The following is a 17,188-nucleotide window of genomic DNA, read 5'->3' on the forward strand; positions in this document are numbered from 1 at the left end:
CTTTTTGTACGGCGAGAACCCATGAATCTGGATAGAGTTACTTCGGGTAGTGATGTACCCAACGAGATCAACGTCATCATTGAAATTCCTGCCCAGTCCGATCCGGTCAAATATGAACTGGACAAGGAGACCGGGGCGATGTTTGTGGATCGTTTCATGTCCACCTCCATGCGCTACCCCTGCAACTACGGATACGTGCCCCACACCCTCTCCGCCGACGGTGATCCGGTTGATGTCCTGGTGGTTACCCGCTACCCACTGATCCCCGGCTCGGTCATCAAATGCCGCCCCATCGGGGTGCTGAAGATGGCTGACGAAGCCGGTGATGATGCCAAGGTGCTGGCGGTGCCCATCGATAAGCTCTCCAAGCGTTACCGCAAGGTTGAGAGCTTCCGCGACATCAGTGAAGACACACTGAATCAGATCGCCCATTTCTTCGAGCACTACAAGGATCTCGAGGAAGGCAAATGGGTGCGCGTACAGGGCTGGGGAGGCGTTGACGAAGCCAAGCAAGAGATCCAAGATAGCATCTCCATGTTTAACAACGCACCGGAAAAACCCAACTTCTAACCCGCTAGGAGCCTGATGGGCTCCTGCAGTATCGGGGCGACATCATTTACTGGGTGACCCGACGCTGCCCCAACAGGGCAGCGTCATCGCGCCAGAGATGGCGCGCCAACGGGAACCCAATGAAAAATTTGCAGGACAGACAATTTACACGGCCGCGGGCCGCCCGTCAGGGTGCGGCACAAGGGTGGAACTGCCGCATGAGAAATTGGCAGGAGAGCCAATTTACACGGCCGCAGACCGCCCGTCAGGGTGCGGTACAGGGATGTACCGCATGAAAATCTGCATACTCTCCGACAGCCATGACCACATACCCCTGCTCGATTACGCCGTCGCCGAAGCCCGCGACCGGGGCGCCGAAGCGGTGGTCCACTGTGGTGACGTGGTCGCCCCCAGCACTTTAAAGTGCCTGAAGAAGCATCACCTGCCCACCCATGTCATCCACGGTAACAATACCGGCGACCTGTTTACCCTGGGACAGATGGCGAATGACCCGGAAAATATCATCCGTTACTACGGCATGGATGCCGCACTCGAGTTGGGTGGTAAAAAGATATTTCTGGTTCACTACCCCCATTATGCCCGGGCCATGGCGGCAACCGGGGACTGGGACTTGGTCTGCTGCGGCCACAGTCATAAAGTCAATGTGCAAGAAATTCCCAATATCCGCGGCGGGGTAACCTTGTTGGTCAATCCGGGTACCGTGGGCGGCGTGGGTGGTTCCCCGGCTACCTATATCATGGCCGATCTTGATACCATGAACTTTGAATTCCACGAGATCCCCAAAAGCATCGAGCACCAGTCATGAGCGACCTGACCCATTTCAACCAATCCGGAGAGGCCCACATGGTGGATGTGGGCGCAAAACAGGAAACATTGCGCACCGCTGTCACAGAAGGCCGCATCTTCATGCTCCCAGAGACCCTGGCATTGATTCAACGGGGCGATCATAAAAAAGGCGACGTGCTGGGTATTGCGCGTATCGCCGGCATCATGGCGGCCAAAAAAACCGCTGACCTGGTCCCCCTCTGCCACCCCCTGGCGCTAACCCATGTGAATATCGATCTAACCCCGGAACCGGCCCAGTCTGCCGTCCACTGCGTGGCCACCGTCAAGACCCGGGGACAGACCGGCGTCGAGATGGAAGCACTCTGCGCCACCCAGGTCGCCCTGCTGACAATTTACGACATGTGTAAGGCGGTCGACCGCGGCATGTCGATCGAGCAAGTCCGTCTGCTGGAAAAGGCGGGAGGGAAATCGGGCCACTGGCGACGCAATTCAGACTAATATCGGCGCTTTATCTGACATTAGTCAAATCAACCCCTCTCTCCTGTTCCATTCACCCCAGCACCCCCTCTAGTATCCATGCGATTATTGTGTGTATTGAGGCGGGCTGCCGCCCGCTCTCTTTTAATTCTTGTGGAGAGCCTGATGAAAACATTTATCACCTGGACAGACGAACTCAGCGTCGGTATCGAAGAGATCGACGAGCAGCACAAAGTGCTGGTCGGCATGATCAACCGGATGCACGACGCCATTTCACAACGACACGGCAGCGAGGTAGTGGAGGGCATTCTCAACGAACTGGCCGAATATACCCGCATTCACTTCGCAGTGGAGGAGAGCCTGATGCGCATCCTCAATTTCCCCGGCTATGAGGAGCACCACGATTTGCATGAGGAGCTGACGCAACAGATTGTTGAACTGCAGAAAAAGATTGCCGCCGGCAAACACGCCATCGGCTTTGAATTGATGCATTTTCTCAAGGTATGGCTATCCAAGCACATCATGGAGGAGGATATGCAGTACAGCGGCTTCTTCCTCGCCGCCGGTGCCAATCCCCAACTCGGTAAGCGCTCCTGGGTCAAGCGACTCTGGTCGAGTATCCACGGCTAACCCCTGCTCCTGTCGGTTGCCCACATACCCCGCTGTAGCGGCGCCACGCGAATTGGGGTATGTTCGCAACCTTTGACAGCCAAACAGCCGCCATGAACCACTTTTACCATCAGGCAACATTTCTCACCAGCGCCGCCAAACTTGAGCAGTCCCCCCCCGATACAGGCGCCGAAGTCGCCTTTGCCGGCCGCTCCAACGCCGGCAAGTCCAGTGCCATCAACGCCCTGTGCCAGCAGAAAAGCCTGGCCCGGACCAGCAAGACACCGGGGCGCACCCAGTTGCTCAATTTTTTCGCACTGGACGCGGAGCACCGCCTAGTGGATCTGCCGGGATACGGCTATGCCAAGGTGGCGGAAAAGATCAAATTGCAATGGCAGGCGGAGTTGGCCGCGTACCTGGAGCAACGAAAATCCCTGCGCGGGGTCATCTTGCTGGCAGATGTACGTCACCCCCTGAAGGAGTTTGACCTGCAGATGCTGGAATGGAGCGGCAACATCCAGCTACCGGTCCACATCCTGCTAACCAAGGCGGACAAACTCAAACGAGGTGCCGCCGCAAAAAGCCTGTTGCAGGTAAAAAAGGCCCTGAAGGAGATCAACGGCATCCACTCGGCCCAACTCTTTTCTGCCCTGAAACGTGAGGGGATAGACGAGGCGCACGCGGTGCTAGACCGCTGGCTCGGCCTGGCCAGTAATCCGTCCGATATCTCGCCGGAACCGGCGTAGGAACCATCCCGATTCCTGCCTCTTCTGTCGACTCGCCGTACCTCCGGGGCAACCACGGGGGGTTGCCCCTACACCCGTTACCGATCCCTGGGCAAAGCCGCTCCCAGCCATCCTTGGCCTTCGCGGCATAAGCCCATCCCTGGGCAAAAAAAGACCCTGCCACCCAAGGGGAGTCGAGGTGTGCAGGGTCCTAGATCCCGACATGGGGTCGTCGGGGACAGGTCACTTGGGGAGAAGTGACCGCGCCAGCTGGCGCTACTTAATGAGATAGCAGAAATCTAAAATAGTTCAATGTCGACTGTTTTACTGGGTTACCCCGAATTTCTCGCTGCCCTAGAGGTCACGAGGGCATTGAGGCCCCGTTATGACGGGCGCATCAACATTCGCAGTAGTGGGGTAGCGTGGCATGCGGATCAATGCGCCTCATCCCAATTGAGGCCGATTCCGATATCCACCAATAGCGGCACCTCCAAGCTGGCCGCCCCTTCCATAAAGCGGCGGATCCGTCCGCACACCGGCTCCAGCTCCGCCTCAGCCACCTCAAAAACCAGTTCATCGTGCACCTGCATAATCATCTTCACGGCAGGTTGCGTGGACTCAATCCAGCCGTCGACCGCCAGCATGGCCCGCTTGATGATATCCGAAGCGGTACCCTGCATGGGGGCATTGATGGCGGTCCGCTCAGCGGCCGCCTGGCGCATCTTGTTTCGGGCATTAATCTCCGGCAGATAGAGCCGTCGGCCGAACACTGTCTCCACATAGCCTTGGGCATGCGCCTGTTCACGCATCCGCTCCATGTAGGCGCGCACGCCGGGGTAACGATCAAAATAGAGATCCACATACTGCTGCGCGGCCGCCCGCTCGATACCCAGTTGTCGGGCCAAGCCGAACGCCGACATTCCGTAGATCAGGCCAAAGTTGATCGCCTTGGCGGAGCGGCGCTGGTCCGCCGTGACCTGATCAGGGCCGTCGGCGGCAAACACCTCGGCCGCCGTCGCCCGGTGGATATCCACGCCTGCGGCGAACGCCTTCAGCAAGCCGGCATCGCCGGACAGGTGTGCCATGATCCGCAGTTCGATTTGTGAATAGTCAGCCGCCACGATGCGGCATCCCTCATCGGCGACAAAGGCCTGGCGGATACGTCGTCCCTGTTCGCTGCGTACCGGAATATTCTGCAAATTGGGATCTGATGAACTGAGGCGACCGGTGGCCGCCACCGCCTGATGGTAAGAGGTATGGACCCGGCCGGTCTGCGGATTCACCATCTGCGGCAACTTGTCGGTATAGGTGGATTTCAACTTGGCGCAGCCGCGGTGCTCCAGGATCAGCGCCGGCAATTCATAGCCTTGATCGGCCAGCTCCTGCAACACCGATTCGGCCGTGGATGGCGCGCCTTTCGGGGTTTTCGCCACCACCGGCAGCCCCAGTTCCTCAAAAAAGATCTGGCCGATCTGTTTGGGCGAGCTCATATTGAAACTGCGCCCGGCGACACCATAGGCTTGCTGCTCCAACTCGTGCATTCTGCCCGCCAGCTCATGGCTCTGTTTGCGCAACAGCGCCCCATCGATCTTCACGCCACAGCGCTCCATGCGTGACAGCACCGATACGAGGGGCACTTCCAACTCCCTCAGAAGCGTTGCCAGGCCGGCCTCCGCCTCTAACTCAGGCCACAGTTTTTGGTGTAGACGCAAGGTGATATCAGCATCCTCAGCAGCGTAGGGCACCGCTTGTTCCAACGGAATCTGGTCAAAGCGCAGCTGTTTACTCCCCTTGCCGGCGACCTCTTCATATTTGATAGTCTTCACACCCAGGTATTTTTCCGCCAGTGAATCCATATCGTGACGTGTCGCCGTGGAATCCAGCACATAAGATTCCAGCATGGTGTCGTAGGCAATCCCCTGCATGGCGATCCCATAACGGGCCAATACGCTCATATCGTATTTCAGGTTCTGGCCAATCTTGCGGCAACCCGGATCCTCCAGCAGTGGCTTCAACTGTTCCAGCACCCAATCCCGCGACAACTGCTCCGGCGCCCCCGGATAGCAGTGGGCTACCGGCACATAGGCCGCTTCCCCCGCCTGCAAGGCAAACGAGACACCGACCAGTTCGGCTTGCATGTAATCCAGGCTGGTGGTCTCGGTATCAAAGGCGAACTCGCCCGCCTCCCGCAATCGCGCAAGCCAATCGAAGAACGTCGATTGATCCACCAGCTGTTGATAGTCCGTTTCAGCCGGCTCGTCCGGCACCGCTTCCGGTTCCGTGTCGGCTGTTGCATCCGACTCCTGTTCCAACGCCTCCAGCAGTCGCCTCGATTCAATCCGGCCGTACCATTCTCGCAGTGCCGGCAGATCCGGCCTGACCGGCCTTAGGTCACCCGGCCCTTGGGCCAGTTCGATATCCAGCTTTATCGTGGTCAGTTGGCGGGACAGGTCCAACTGCTCCAAATGTTGGCGCAGATACTCACCCACCTTGCCTTTGATCTCATCGGCGTGCTGTTTGATACCTTCAATCGACCCATACTCGGCGAGCCACTTCACCGCCGTCTTGGGACCGCACTTGGGAATACCGGGAATATTGTCCGAGGAGTCCCCCACCAAGGCCAGGTAATCGATAATCTGCTCCGGGGTCACACCGAATTTATCGATCACCCCCTGCCGGTCCAGGCGGCTGTCAGTCATGGTGTTGATCAACGTAACGTGTCCATCCACCAACTGCGCGAGGTCTTTATCGCCGGTCGAGATCAGGGTATGCATCCCAGCCTGGGATGCCTGAGTGGCCAAAGTGCCGATAACGTCATCCGCCTCCACACCCGGCACCATCAATAGCGGCAGTCCCATAGCCTCTACAATCCGGTGTAACGGCTCGATCTGCTCCCGCAACTCATCCGGCATAGGGGGACGATTGGCCTTGTACTGATCATACATCCGATTGCGGAAACTGCCGCCGGGCGCATCGAACACCACCGCCATATGGGAGGGCTTATATTCGCTCATCAATTTTCGCAACATATTCACCACCCCCACGATGGCACCGGTAGCCTCTCCCCGAGAATTGGTCAGGGGTGGCAGGGCATGGTAGGCACGGAACAGATAGGAGGAGCCATCCACCAGGATAAAGGGGCTGTCTGAAGTCATCTTTTCTCTTTTACTAAATTTGCAGGTTGCCAAGTATTGATAGCGAAGGGGCAGGATACCGCATCGAACCCCCGCACCGATAGCCGGAGCACCTGCCCCTGGCTAATCTGGATCGCAACACAAAAAAGGCACCCGACGACGCAGACCCTATACTAACTTCATACACCACCTTTACCGTTCAACACGAATAAAACGCTGGTAAATGAATGAGAATAAACACTTTTATACCCACTCCCCCTGTGCTAAATAGATAGAAATAATGGATAAGGAGTCCGCATGCCCCTCACCTTTGCCTTTGATGTATACGGAACGCTAATCGATACTGCGGGCGTCACGGAAAGCCTTAACCGGCTGGTGGGAGATCAGGCGGCACTGTTCTCCAGCCGCTGGCGCGACAAGCAATTGGAGTACTCATTCCGTCGAGGCCTGATGCAGGATTATGTGGATTTTTCCGTCTGCACCCGGCAAGCGTTGGCATACACCGCTACCCAACTGAATCTCCCAATCAGCGATCAGGCAACACAGGCGCTGCTGGACGAATACCGCCGACTACCGGCCTTCCCTGACGTCCCTTCGGCCCTGGAGCGACTACAAGCGGATGGCCACCGTCTCTACGCCTTTTCCAACGGTTTGCCGGATGATCTGGAGGCACTGCTTGATTCGGCGGGCATCCGCGAGGCCTTCATCGATATCGTCAGTGTCCACGAAATCCGGACATTTAAACCGAACCCTGCCGTATACCGACATTTCCTGGCCCGTAGCGGTACTGACGCCGCCGACAGTTGCCTGGTTTCCAGCAATCCCTTCGACCTGCTCGGTGGTATGGCGGTCTCCATGCGCACCGCCTGGATCAGGCGTAGTGACGCCAATCATTTTGACCCCTGGGACAGACAGCCCGACCAGACCCTCGCCTCGCTAACCGAACTGCAGCAGGCGTTCAACGAATAGCCAGACAACAGCAAAATGGAACGGACCGCCATGCCGATGAACCAGGAAGTCACAACAAGCATCCGTATTCCCCCGTGGCTGCTCTATGGCCTGTTCTACGTCGCTGCCGCAAAGGTCAGCCTGCTGTTTGCACTGTACGAAGGTAACGTCTCTCCCATCTGGTTTGCATCGGGTGTCGCCTTGGCGGGGATCTTCCGGCACGGCTACGCCGTATTGCCAGGCATCGCCCTTGGCGCGTTGACCATCACCCTGTCATCCAACAACAGCTTACTGATCAGCGCCGGCATGACCTTCGGCATCCTGCTGGAGACCATCGCCGGTTATTGGATGATGCATCAATTCTCCGATATACGTCGGATGCTGGTTAAGCCGACCCATTTTACCCGCTTTCTGCTATTCGGCGTGGTTATTGCCCCCCTATTCAGCGCCGTTACCGGCAATCTGATGCTGTGGAGCGGCGACCATGTTCCGACCACTTTGATCTCCGGCTCGATCGGCGTCTGGTGGGTGGGGGACGCGGTGGGGGTCCTGATCATGACGCCCTTAATAATGGCCTGGCACGCGCAGCGACCGCCTTATCTGGCTCGCTCTCCCATTGAATGGATATCGCTGATCAGCGCCGCCCTATGCATCTGTTGGTTGCTGTTTGGCGGTTTAATACCTGAGCACCTGCAGCGTTACCCGATCACTTTTCTGCTGGCACCCCTTGTAGTATGGTGCGTGTTCCGTTTCGATATCCGCACCACAACCCTGCTCATGCTGTTCGTCGCGGTATTCGCCCTCACCGGCACGACCCTGGGTCACGGCCCGTTCTCCGTGAGCGACGACCGGTTCGCCATAATTTTTCTGCAACTCTATTTCGGCACCATCTGCGCCACCGGCCTGCTTGGCAAGGTGATACTCGACGAGCGCCAGACCCACCTGCAGGATCTGAACCTCGCCGCCAAGGTGATCAAGCACTCACCCGACGCCATCGTCGTAACCGACAGCCATGGGGGCATTATTTCGGCCAATCCGGCCTTCGCCAAAAACACCGGCTATTCACTGAATGAACTTCGGGGCAACTCCATCAGCCTGATCGAATCCGGCTACCATGACACCCGGTTCTTTACCGACATGTGGAATCAGATCAATCAAAAGGGCGAGTGGCAGGGAGAGATCTGGAATCGAGATAAAAGTGGCGCCATCCTGCCGGAGTGGCTCAACATCATCGCACTCAAAAACAGCAACGGCGGACCCGACTATTACATCGGCATCTACTCGGATGTGGCACGCCAGCAGCAGGTGATGGACCGAATTCATCGCTTGGCCTACTACGATATTCTGACCAAACTGCCTAACCGGCAACTGTTCAACGACCGCCTCGACCAGGCACTGAAGTACGCCGGGCGCAACAACCAACTGCTCGGCCTGCTGTTTATCGATCTGGACCGTTTCAAGAACATCAACGATACCCTGGGACACTCTACCGGCGACAAGGCGTTGGCCCTGGCGGCCAAACGCATGCAGGAGTGCGTCCGTCAAACCGATACCCTGGCGCGCCTGGGCGGCGACGAGTTCACCATTATCCTGCAGGATGTGAACGAGGAGTTTGACACAGTGCTGGTGGCAGAAAAGATCCTGCATGTCTTCAAATCCCCGATCATGCTGGACAAACACGAGCTCTATCTCACCCCCAGCATCGGCATTGCCCTGTTCCCGGATAACGGCTCTACAGTGGATGACCTGATCAAATTCGCCGATACCGCCATGTATCGCGCCAAGGAGCTGGGCGGCAACAATTACCAACTGTTCGACTCCAACATGAGCGAACCTTTCCATTGGAATCTGGAGGTGGAAACAGCGCTGCGGCATGCCATCGAAAACAACGCCATCAAGCTGCTGTATCAACCGCAGTTTGACTTGCACACCGGCGCCATTGTGGGACTCGAAGGGCTGGCACGCTGGAATGATCCGCAGATGGGCGTGATCTCACCCGGCACCTTCATTCGAGTGGCGGAGAATACCGGCCTGATCCACCAACTCGGCGAACAGGTGCTGGCCATTGCCACCAAGCAGGCCATCCAGTGGAGTCAGTTGGGAATCACCGGCTTGCGCATCTCAGTCAATGTATCACCCCTGCAGCTAAAACAGCAGGAGTTCTTTGACCGGGTCAAGTCGATCACCGAGCGCTGCCAGAGCAGCGGCAATAGCATCGAGTTGGAAATTACCGAAACCAGCCTGATGGAAAATGCCGAATTCATGGAAGAGGTGCTGGTCAAGCTCGCCTATATCGGCCTGGAGGTGGCCGTGGATGACTTCGGCACCGGCTACTCTTCCCTGAGCTATCTGAAACGATTGCCCATCAGCCTGCTGAAGATCGACCAATCGTTTGTACAGGACCTACCCAGCAATACCAACGATACCGCCATCTGCCGGGCGATTATCGCCATGGCCCACAGTCTTAATCTGCGGGTATTGGCCGAGGGCGTGGAAACGGAGGCACAGATGCAGTTCCTGCGGAAAGAGAACTGCGACGAGATGCAGGGGTTCCTCTACAGCAAACCGGTTTCTGCCGATGAAATTTCAGAGATGATTCGCCAGGGGTTCTGGCACACCAATGTCTCCCAGGGCTCGTTGCGGCAGAAACAGCCAAGCGGCGCCCCGACAGACCACCACTGAGAGAAAATGCAACCGCTCAGCGGATTACTCCTCGAAGTAGGTGTACCCGTGCAGCCCCGCCTCCAGCTCGCTGAACAGGGACGCCGTCTCTTCGCTGTCCAGGCCCATTACGGCCATCTTCTCCCGGTACTTTTCCAGCATCACTTCAGGGGAGAAGTGAACATAGCGCAACAGTTCATCCACCGAATCACCCTGCTCCGGCTGGGTCAGGCGGTAACCGCCTTTATCGTCCAACTCCAGGTTGACGGCATCGGTATCACCGAACAGGTTGTGCATATCACCCAGAATCTCCTGGTAAGCCCCCACCAAGAAGATACCCAGCAGATAAGGTTCACTGGGAATCAGGTGATGCACCGGCAAGGTGCTCTCCACACCATCCTGATCGACGTAGTTTTCGATACAGCCATCCGAATCGCAGGTCAGGTCATGCAGCACAGCACTGCGCTTCGGCTCTTCATTCAGCCTGTGCAGCGGCATCACCGGGAACACCTGGTCGATTGCCCACACGTCCGGCAATGACTGAAACAGGGAGAAGTTGCAGAACAGACGATCGGACAGTTGCTCACGCAACTGGTCCAGCAGTTCGCGGTGACGGCGCGAACTGCTGCTCAGGCGCGGCATCAACTGGCTGCAGATGGTGTTGAAGATACCCTCGGCCAACGCCCGTTGCTCCAGGTCCAGCACGCCGCGTTCAAACATATCGTGCGCCTCTTCCAGGCCGTGTCGCGCCTCCTGGTAGAGTTCCGTGACGGAATAATCGTCCAGCCCCACCAGCTCAGCCAGCGAACTGAGCACCTCCGGGGCATCCTCCGGCAGTTGAATCCGTTCCAGTGTCTCCGGCGCCGGATCGCTGTCGATCACATTCACCATCAGCATGGCGTGGTGCGCGGTCATGGCGCGCCCGGATTCGCTGAAGATATTAGGATGGGGCAGTTCCTGCTCTTGGCAGATGCGGGCGATCGCCTTCACTACTTCGCGGGAATAACTTTCCATACTGTAATTCATCGAGCAGTCGTGCCGAGAGCTGGTACCTTCATAGTCGACACCCAACCCACCGCCGACATCTACCACCTTGATCGCAGCACCCAGTCGATGCAGCTCACCAAAGAACCGCGCCACTTCGCCCATGCCGCGACGGATATCACGCAGATTGGGTATCTGGGAACCGATATGGGAGTGCAGCAATTGCAACCGGTCCAATTTGCCGACCGAATCTAGCCGTTTAACCAGCTTCAGTACCTGCATAGCGGTAAGACCGAATTTGGATTTCTGTCCACCCGAATCCTGCCAGTAACCGGTACCGGATGAAGAGAGCCGCACCCGTACACCCAACAGCGGCTCCACCCCCAGCTCCTCCGCCGCCGACAACACCAGCTCCAGCTCAGAGGGTTTCTCAATGACGATATAGACCCGATGCCCCAACTTCAGACCAATCAGGGCCAGACGGATATATTCACTATCCTTGTAACCGTTGCAGACAATCACACCACCCTGTGGCGCATGCGCCAGCACGGCCGACAGCTCTGGCTTGCTACCCGCTTCCAGCCCGACACTCCCCTCTTCCTTGGCCAGCACCTCTTCCACCACACTGCGCTGCTGGTTGACCTTGATCGGATAGATCGCCATATAGCGGCCGGTATAATCGAACTCCTCCATGGCACTACCGAATGATCCGCACAGCGCCGATACCCGCTCATGCAGGATATCGGTAAACCGCAGCAGCACCGGCCAGGATAACCCTGTCTTTTTCACTTCATGGGCCAAACGATAGAGATCGATCTCCACATCCCCATCGCGAATCGGACGTGCCACCACGTGCCCCTGCTCATTGATACCGAAAAATCCGTCACCCCAGCGGTGGATGCCGTAGTCCTGGGGCACGATGTGTAACTTGTGTTTCATAATAGGCGGCTGCAAGGCGGTCAAAAGATGGGCGTATGATAACCGATCAAGCCGCTTGAGATAGAGCGATCGAAGAGGGAAATAGTAAAAAATCGGGTGGAAAACGGGCGCACCGGGGAAATGGCCGTCAATCGCCCGAACGACAGAGGCGCTTCACCTCGTCCCTGGCCTTGCGCAGTGATTCACGAAACTCCTTGTCCGACAGATAGCGGCGCGTCCCATCCGCCTGCAAATCATAGAGACCGGCAGCTGATTCATACTCTCGCACGCGGTCTTTCGCCTCGATACAGGCGCGTTTACGCTTGGCCTCTTCCGCCGCCCGCTTCTTCCTGGCCTGCCGCTTCTCTTCGCGCTCTTGCTGATAAGCGTCCAGCATCTTCTGGCGCAATTCCCGACGCTGCTGATCCGTAGCCGGCGGTTGATTGCCTTGAGCCGGTGCGCGCAGTTTGAGTCGCAACTCCTCCGATGACTGATCAACAGGGGGACGGTCACCGAACTGGGTGCGGCCCTGCTCATCCACCCAACGATACACCGCTGCAGAAGCGGCCGTCAGCCAAAGCACGCCCAGCAGGAGCGCCCCGATACAGATAATCCGTCCCTGAAGGCGTCTGTTCATATCGATCCGCAATCCTCACTCATGCCGGCCGGGCAACCTGCCCGTCAATCGGGTCCGTAGAGCGCCGCCTTCTCTTCGATGCCCACCTGACCTTTTGGTTTCAAGCTATCCAGGTCGGGGTGAACCACCTGGTTCCGCCCTCTATTTTTTGCTTCATACAACAGGCCGTCCACCTGTTTGACGAAGACCTCGGCAGAAAGATGGCTGTCTCGCTGATAAACGCTCACCCCCATGCTGGCGGTGACAGATAGCGGTTGGTCACCCACCATCACCGGTGTCTCTTCAATGGCCGCCCGCAGACGCTTGGCCGCATTGACCGCCCGCGGCAAGGGCGTACCGGGCAATATTAGCGCAAACTCTTCGCCGCCATAGCGGCAGGGGATATCGATCTTGCGCAATAGGGTAACCATCAACTCGGCGGTGTGACGCAATACCAGATTGCCCACCTCATGACCCCACTCGTCATTTACCTGCTTGAAATGGTCCAGGTCGAGCATAATCAGCGCCGTGGGTTGCCCGGAGCGGTGTGTCCGCTCCAGCTCCTGTTCCAAGGAGTGGGTAAAATGGCGGTAATTGAATAGACGGGTCATCGGGTCCGTCAGCACCAGCCCCTTCAACACGACCGCCTCTTCACGCAGCGCAATCAGGGCTTCAATATATTCACAGTGGCTCTCACCAACGGGGCATTGCGGTTTTTTATTGTCTTTGCTGTGCATGCGAACCCTAGCCGTGGACCATCCAAAGTACCGATTCTACGGATTAGACGCACAAGTTGCAGCATTTACGCACAGATAAACAGCAAACGGGACTGATCATGGCGGTATCACCACAATTTTTAATAAACGCCAAGCTGCCGCCACACCCGGATCTTTGCCCCGCCCTTATCGGTACAGACAGTGTGTCGGGTAAGGTAAAAAAAGGGGTGTCTTGCGACACCCCTTGCAAACGGCTTCTTAATCGACTGGGGTCAGAGGATGTAAGCCCGTTCATCATGCTCCGAGATATCCAAGCCTTCGACTTCGACTTCCTCGGACACGCGCAGCCCGACAATCATATCCACCAGCTTGAGCAGGATGAAGCTGACAACCGCCGTATAGGCTATGGTCGCACCAAGACCGAGCGCCTGTACGGTGACCTGATCGGCTATGCTGCCGCTCTCCACACCGAGCCCGGCACCGCCCAACGAGGGAGCCGCGAACACGCCTGTCAACAGGGCACCGATGGCACCGCCGATACCGTGCACGCCGAAGGCATCCAGGGAATCGTCATAACCCAGGGCACGTTTGAGCTTGGTGGCCCCCAGGAAACAGCCCACACCGGCAATCAACCCGATAGCGATAGCACCCATCGGACCGGCGGTACCGGAAGCCGGGGTAATGGCAACTAGACCCGCCACCGCACCGGAAGCGATGCCCAGAACACTCGGCTTACCGTGGACCATCCATTCACTGAACATCCAGGCCAGTGCCGCGGCCGCGGTAGCGATCTGGGTGACGGCCATAGCCATACCTGCCGTACCATCGGCTGCCAGTTCTGAACCGGCGTTGAATCCAAACCATCCGACCCACAGCATACCGGCACCAATAATGGTGTAAGTCAGGTTATGCGGCATCATCGGGGTACCGGGGTAACCTTTACGCCGACCCAGGACCAGGGCGGCCACCAATCCTGCCACACCCGCATTCACATGCACCACAGTGCCACCGGCAAAGTCCAGGATTCCCATGCCGCCCAGCCAGCCACCGCCGCCCCAGACCCAGTGGGCGATCGGTGCGTAGACCAAGGTCAGCCACAATCCCATAAACAGCAGCATGGCGGAGAACTTCATACGCTCGGCGAAAGCGCCCACCACGAGTGCCGGGGTGATGATGGCAAAGGTCATCTGGAAGGTCATAAAGACCGTCTCCGGAATCGTGCCGCTCAGGCTGTCGACGCCTACTCCGGCGAGGAATGCCTTGCTCAACCCACCCCAGTAGGCGCCGTCACCGCCGAAAGCGATACTGTAGCCGTACAATGCCCAGAGTATGGTCATCAAAGCGGTGATGGCAAAGCACTGCATCAACACCGACAAGGTGTTCTTGGAGCGCACCATGCCGGCATAGAACAGGGATAAGCCGGGGATCGTCATGAACAGCACCAGCGCGGTAGCGGTCAGCATCCAGGCAGTGTCGCCGGAACTCAGCGTGTCATCAGCCAGTGCGAGGGCGGGCGCGGAAAGAAGCAGTGCACCAGCCCCACGATAGATAATCTTCTTATAACTCATAGTGATTCTCTCTAGTCGTAGGTTGTCAAAGTGCTTCCGGTCCGGACTCGCCGGTACGTATACGCACCACCTGTTCCAGACTGGAGACAAATATTTTCCCGTCACCGATCTTGCCGGTTTTAGCCGCCTCGCTGATCGCCTCGATAACCTGATCCAGCTTATCCGCGGCTATCGCCACATCGACCCGGATCTTGGGCAGAAAATCGACCACATACTCGGCGCCGCGATAGAGCTCGGTATGACCTTTCTGACGACCGAAGCCTTTCACTTCCACTACAGTGATACCGGATACACCGATCTCGGAAAGCGCTTCGCGTACGTCATCCAGCTTAAAGGGCTTGATGATTGCAGAAACCAGTTTCATTACATGTTCTCCTGCTGTTTGTAAGAGGGTTAGCCATTCTGGTTAATGGACCGGAACCAGCCGGCCCGGCTTGCCCTCTCTTTTGCAGCTCCCGTGCCAATAGAAATAATTTCTAAATAATCAATGACATACCAACATCCATTCAGAGAACGCACCAAAATCGGTGCACCAAGAAAGCGCTGGGGCAAAAATACGCACCATAATAGTGCAAACACAACTTCCTCCGCGTCGTAGGACTGGACAACAGACCCCGCCCCCGCTATCGTGCGCCCATGATTGATGCCAAGCTTTTAGATGATCTCGCCAAACGGGTGGCCGGCAGTGTGCCGGTCGGTCTGCAACTGTTGCAGGATGACCTGCAAAAAAACCTGCGTTCGGCACTCGAGGCCGGCCTCAGTCACCTGGAGCTGGTGACCCGGGAAGAGTTTGAAATTCAGCGTGCCGTGCTGCTGCGTACCCGGGAAAAACTGGAAGCACTGGAACAACGGATCGCCGAACTGGAGCAGCAGACCCCATCGTCCGACTGACAGACCGACACAACCGATAGCCGGTCAGTAACGACCGGCACGACACCCACCATGGAAGGTGAACATGTCCCTCGCAACACTGCACAGCCGTGCCCGTAGCGGCATTCAGGCCCCTCTGGTAACCATCGAAGTGCACCTGGCCAATGGCCTGCCCGCTCTCTCCATCGTCGGCTTGCCGGAAATGGCGGTAAAGGAGAGCAAGGACCGGGTTCGGGGCGCCCTGCTCAATTCAGGTTTTGAATTCCCGCCACGCCGCATCACCATCAACCTGGCGCCGGCCGACCTGCCCAAAGAGGGAGGACGGTTTGATCTGGCCATCGCCCTCGGTATCCTGGCGGCCTCGGGGCAGATACCCACACAACAGCTGGACAACTTTGAGTTTATTGGCGAACTGGCCCTCTCCGGCCACCTGCGACCGGTCAAAGGGGTGTTGCCGGTAGCCCTGGCGGCCCGGGACGCCGGCCGTGGTTTGATTCTTCCCGAGGAGTGCGCGGCCGAAGCTTCACTGGTCAGCCAAATTCCGCTGTTCCCGGCCCATCACCTGCTGGCCGTCTGTGACCACCTGGTCAAAGGGGACGGGATCCCGCCATTTGCCGGCTGTCCCACGCCCCATCGCCAAACCCGCCAACCCGATCTGGCCGATGTCAGGGGACAAGCGCACGCCAAGCGGGCATTGGAGATCGCCGCCGCCGGCAGCCACAGCTTGCTGATGATCGGTCCACCCGGCACCGGCAAGTCCATGCTCGCCTCCCGCTTACCCGGCATCTTGCCCGACATGAGCGAACAGGAGTCGCTGGAAACGGCCGCCATCCGCTCCATCAGCAACCAGGGTTTCTCCAGCGCCGACTGGCGCCAGCGCCCATTCCGCGCGCCGCACCATACCGCCTCCGGTGTCGCCTTGGTGGGGGGTGGCAGCAACCCGCGACCGGGGGAGATATCCCTGGCCCACAACGGCGTGATGTTCCTGGATGAACTACCGGAATTCGACCGTAAGGTGCTGGAGGTGTTGCGAGAGCCGCTGGAGAGCGGTCAGGTAACCATCTCCCGCGCCGCCCGGCAAGAGCAGTTCCCCGCCCGTTTCCAGTTGATCGCCGCCATGAACCCCTGCCCCTGCGGTTACCTGGGTGACAGCAGCGGACAGAGCTGCCGCTGCAGCAGCGACCAGGTGGCGCGTTATCGTGGCCGCATCTCCGGACCGCTGCTGGATCGCATCGACATGACCATCGAAGTCCCCCGACTACCGGCCCATGCGTTGAGCAACAACCGTCCGGCGGTTTCTGAAACCAGCCAGGCGGTACGTACCCGGGTGGTACAAAGCCGCCAACGACAACTGGCGCGTGCCGGCTGCCCCAACAGCCAGCTGACCGGTCGCCGACTGGATGAGCACTGCCGTCTCTCCGGCGAGGCGCGCCAACTGATCATCCGGGCCATGGATCAACTGGGACTCTCCGCCCGCGCCTATCACCGCATCCTGCGCTTGGCCCGCACCATCGCCGATCTCGCACAGTCGGACGACATCCAACCCGCCCATCTCAGTGAAGCGATCGGTTATCGACGCCTGGATCGGCGACACTGACACCATCCG

General features: G+C 58.0%; 15 protein-coding genes. 9 read left to right on the forward strand and 6 right to left on the reverse strand.

From position 1 onward, the window contains the following. Positions 1–21: 21 nt before the first annotated feature. The 5 genes from ppa to yihA all read left to right on the forward strand — a co-directional run bounded on the left by ppa (position 22) and on the right by yihA (position 3,188). Positions 22–570 carry an inorganic diphosphatase gene (ppa, locus tag ACQY5R_RS13635; RefSeq protein WP_428609407.1) on the forward strand — a complete coding sequence of 183 codons (549 nt, stop codon included), beginning with the start codon at positions 22–24 and terminating at the stop codon, positions 568–570. 271 nt (positions 571–841) lie between these two features. Continuing rightward, positions 842–1,375: a metallophosphoesterase family protein gene (locus tag ACQY5R_RS13640; protein ID WP_428609409.1), complete on the forward strand. Its 534-nt coding sequence runs from the start codon at positions 842–844 to the stop codon at positions 1,373–1,375. Beyond that, positions 1,372–1,854 carry a cyclic pyranopterin monophosphate synthase MoaC gene (gene moaC / locus ACQY5R_RS13645; RefSeq protein WP_428609410.1) on the forward strand — a complete coding sequence of 161 codons (483 nt, stop codon included), beginning with the start codon at positions 1,372–1,374 and terminating at the stop codon, positions 1,852–1,854. Before ACQY5R_RS13640 ends, moaC begins: the two co-directional genes overlap by 4 nt. A 144-nt stretch (positions 1,855–1,998) precedes the next feature. Beyond that, positions 1,999–2,463, forward strand: coding sequence for a bacteriohemerythrin (locus tag ACQY5R_RS13650; RefSeq protein WP_428609411.1), 465 nt, complete (start codon positions 1,999–2,001; stop codon positions 2,461–2,463). 92 nt (positions 2,464–2,555) lie between these two features. Continuing rightward, positions 2,556–3,188, forward strand: coding sequence for a ribosome biogenesis GTP-binding protein YihA/YsxC (yihA, locus tag ACQY5R_RS13655; RefSeq protein ID WP_428609431.1), 633 nt, complete (start codon positions 2,556–2,558; stop codon positions 3,186–3,188). A gap of 413 nt (positions 3,189–3,601) precedes the next feature. Here yihA and polA read toward each other — a convergent pair whose 3' ends face one another. Beyond that, entirely contained in the window at positions 3,602–6,322 is a 2,721-nt protein-coding gene (gene polA / locus ACQY5R_RS13660; RefSeq protein ID WP_428609413.1) for a DNA polymerase I, read from the reverse strand. A 276-nt stretch (positions 6,323–6,598) separates the two neighbouring features. Between polA and ACQY5R_RS13665 the strand changes: the two genes are divergently transcribed. Both ACQY5R_RS13665 and ACQY5R_RS13670 read left to right on the forward strand, forming a co-directional pair. After that, on the forward strand, positions 6,599–7,270 hold the full coding sequence (locus ACQY5R_RS13665; RefSeq protein ID WP_428609414.1) for a haloacid dehalogenase type II: 672 nt from the start codon (positions 6,599–6,601) through the stop codon (positions 7,268–7,270). 30 nt (positions 7,271–7,300) lie between these two features. Next, a complete protein-coding gene (locus tag ACQY5R_RS13670; RefSeq protein WP_428609416.1) occupies positions 7,301–9,931 on the forward strand; it encodes an EAL domain-containing protein in 2,631 nt (876 codons plus the stop codon). A gap of 24 nt (positions 9,932–9,955) precedes the next feature. On the opposite strand, the gene speA is transcribed toward ACQY5R_RS13670, so the two are convergent. The 5 genes from speA to glnK all read right to left on the reverse strand — a co-directional run bounded on the left by speA (position 9,956) and on the right by glnK (position 15,076). After that, positions 9,956–11,833: a biosynthetic arginine decarboxylase gene (gene speA, locus ACQY5R_RS13675; RefSeq protein WP_428609418.1), complete on the reverse strand. Its 1,878-nt coding sequence runs from the start codon at positions 11,831–11,833 to the stop codon at positions 9,956–9,958. Between the two features lie 127 nt (positions 11,834–11,960). Further along, positions 11,961–12,449, reverse strand: a complete 489-nt coding sequence (locus ACQY5R_RS13680; protein ID WP_428609419.1) for a DUF4124 domain-containing protein — start codon at positions 12,447–12,449, stop codon at positions 11,961–11,963. A gap of 44 nt (positions 12,450–12,493) precedes the next feature. Then, positions 12,494–13,165 (reverse strand): GGDEF domain-containing protein, encoded by a 672-nt coding sequence (locus ACQY5R_RS13685; protein ID WP_428609421.1) that lies wholly within the window; start codon positions 13,163–13,165, stop codon positions 12,494–12,496. Between the two features lie 251 nt (positions 13,166–13,416). Then, complete coding sequence (locus ACQY5R_RS13690) at positions 13,417–14,712, reverse strand: ammonium transporter (protein ID WP_428609423.1); 1,296 nt, start codon at positions 14,710–14,712, stop codon at positions 13,417–13,419. Between the two features lie 25 nt (positions 14,713–14,737). Next, entirely contained in the window at positions 14,738–15,076 is a 339-nt protein-coding gene (glnK, locus tag ACQY5R_RS13695) for a P-II family nitrogen regulator (RefSeq protein ID WP_428609425.1), read from the reverse strand. A gap of 272 nt (positions 15,077–15,348) precedes the next feature. On the opposite strand from glnK, the gene ubiK reads away from it, so the two are divergent. Together ubiK and ACQY5R_RS13705 are read left to right on the forward strand one after the other, a co-directional pair. Then, positions 15,349–15,603 carry a ubiquinone biosynthesis accessory factor UbiK gene (gene ubiK, locus ACQY5R_RS13700; protein WP_428609426.1) on the forward strand — a complete coding sequence of 85 codons (255 nt, stop codon included), beginning with the start codon at positions 15,349–15,351 and terminating at the stop codon, positions 15,601–15,603. Positions 15,604–15,667: 64 nt separating this feature from the next. Then, positions 15,668–17,179 carry a YifB family Mg chelatase-like AAA ATPase gene (locus ACQY5R_RS13705; RefSeq protein WP_428609427.1) on the forward strand — a complete coding sequence of 504 codons (1,512 nt, stop codon included), beginning with the start codon at positions 15,668–15,670 and terminating at the stop codon, positions 17,177–17,179. Positions 17,180–17,188: the final 9 nt, after the last annotated feature.

Source organism: Sedimenticola sp. (genome assembly GCF_050289425.1).
In the GTDB taxonomy this organism is placed as follows: domain Bacteria; phylum Pseudomonadota; class Gammaproteobacteria; order Chromatiales; family Chromatiaceae; genus Sedimenticola.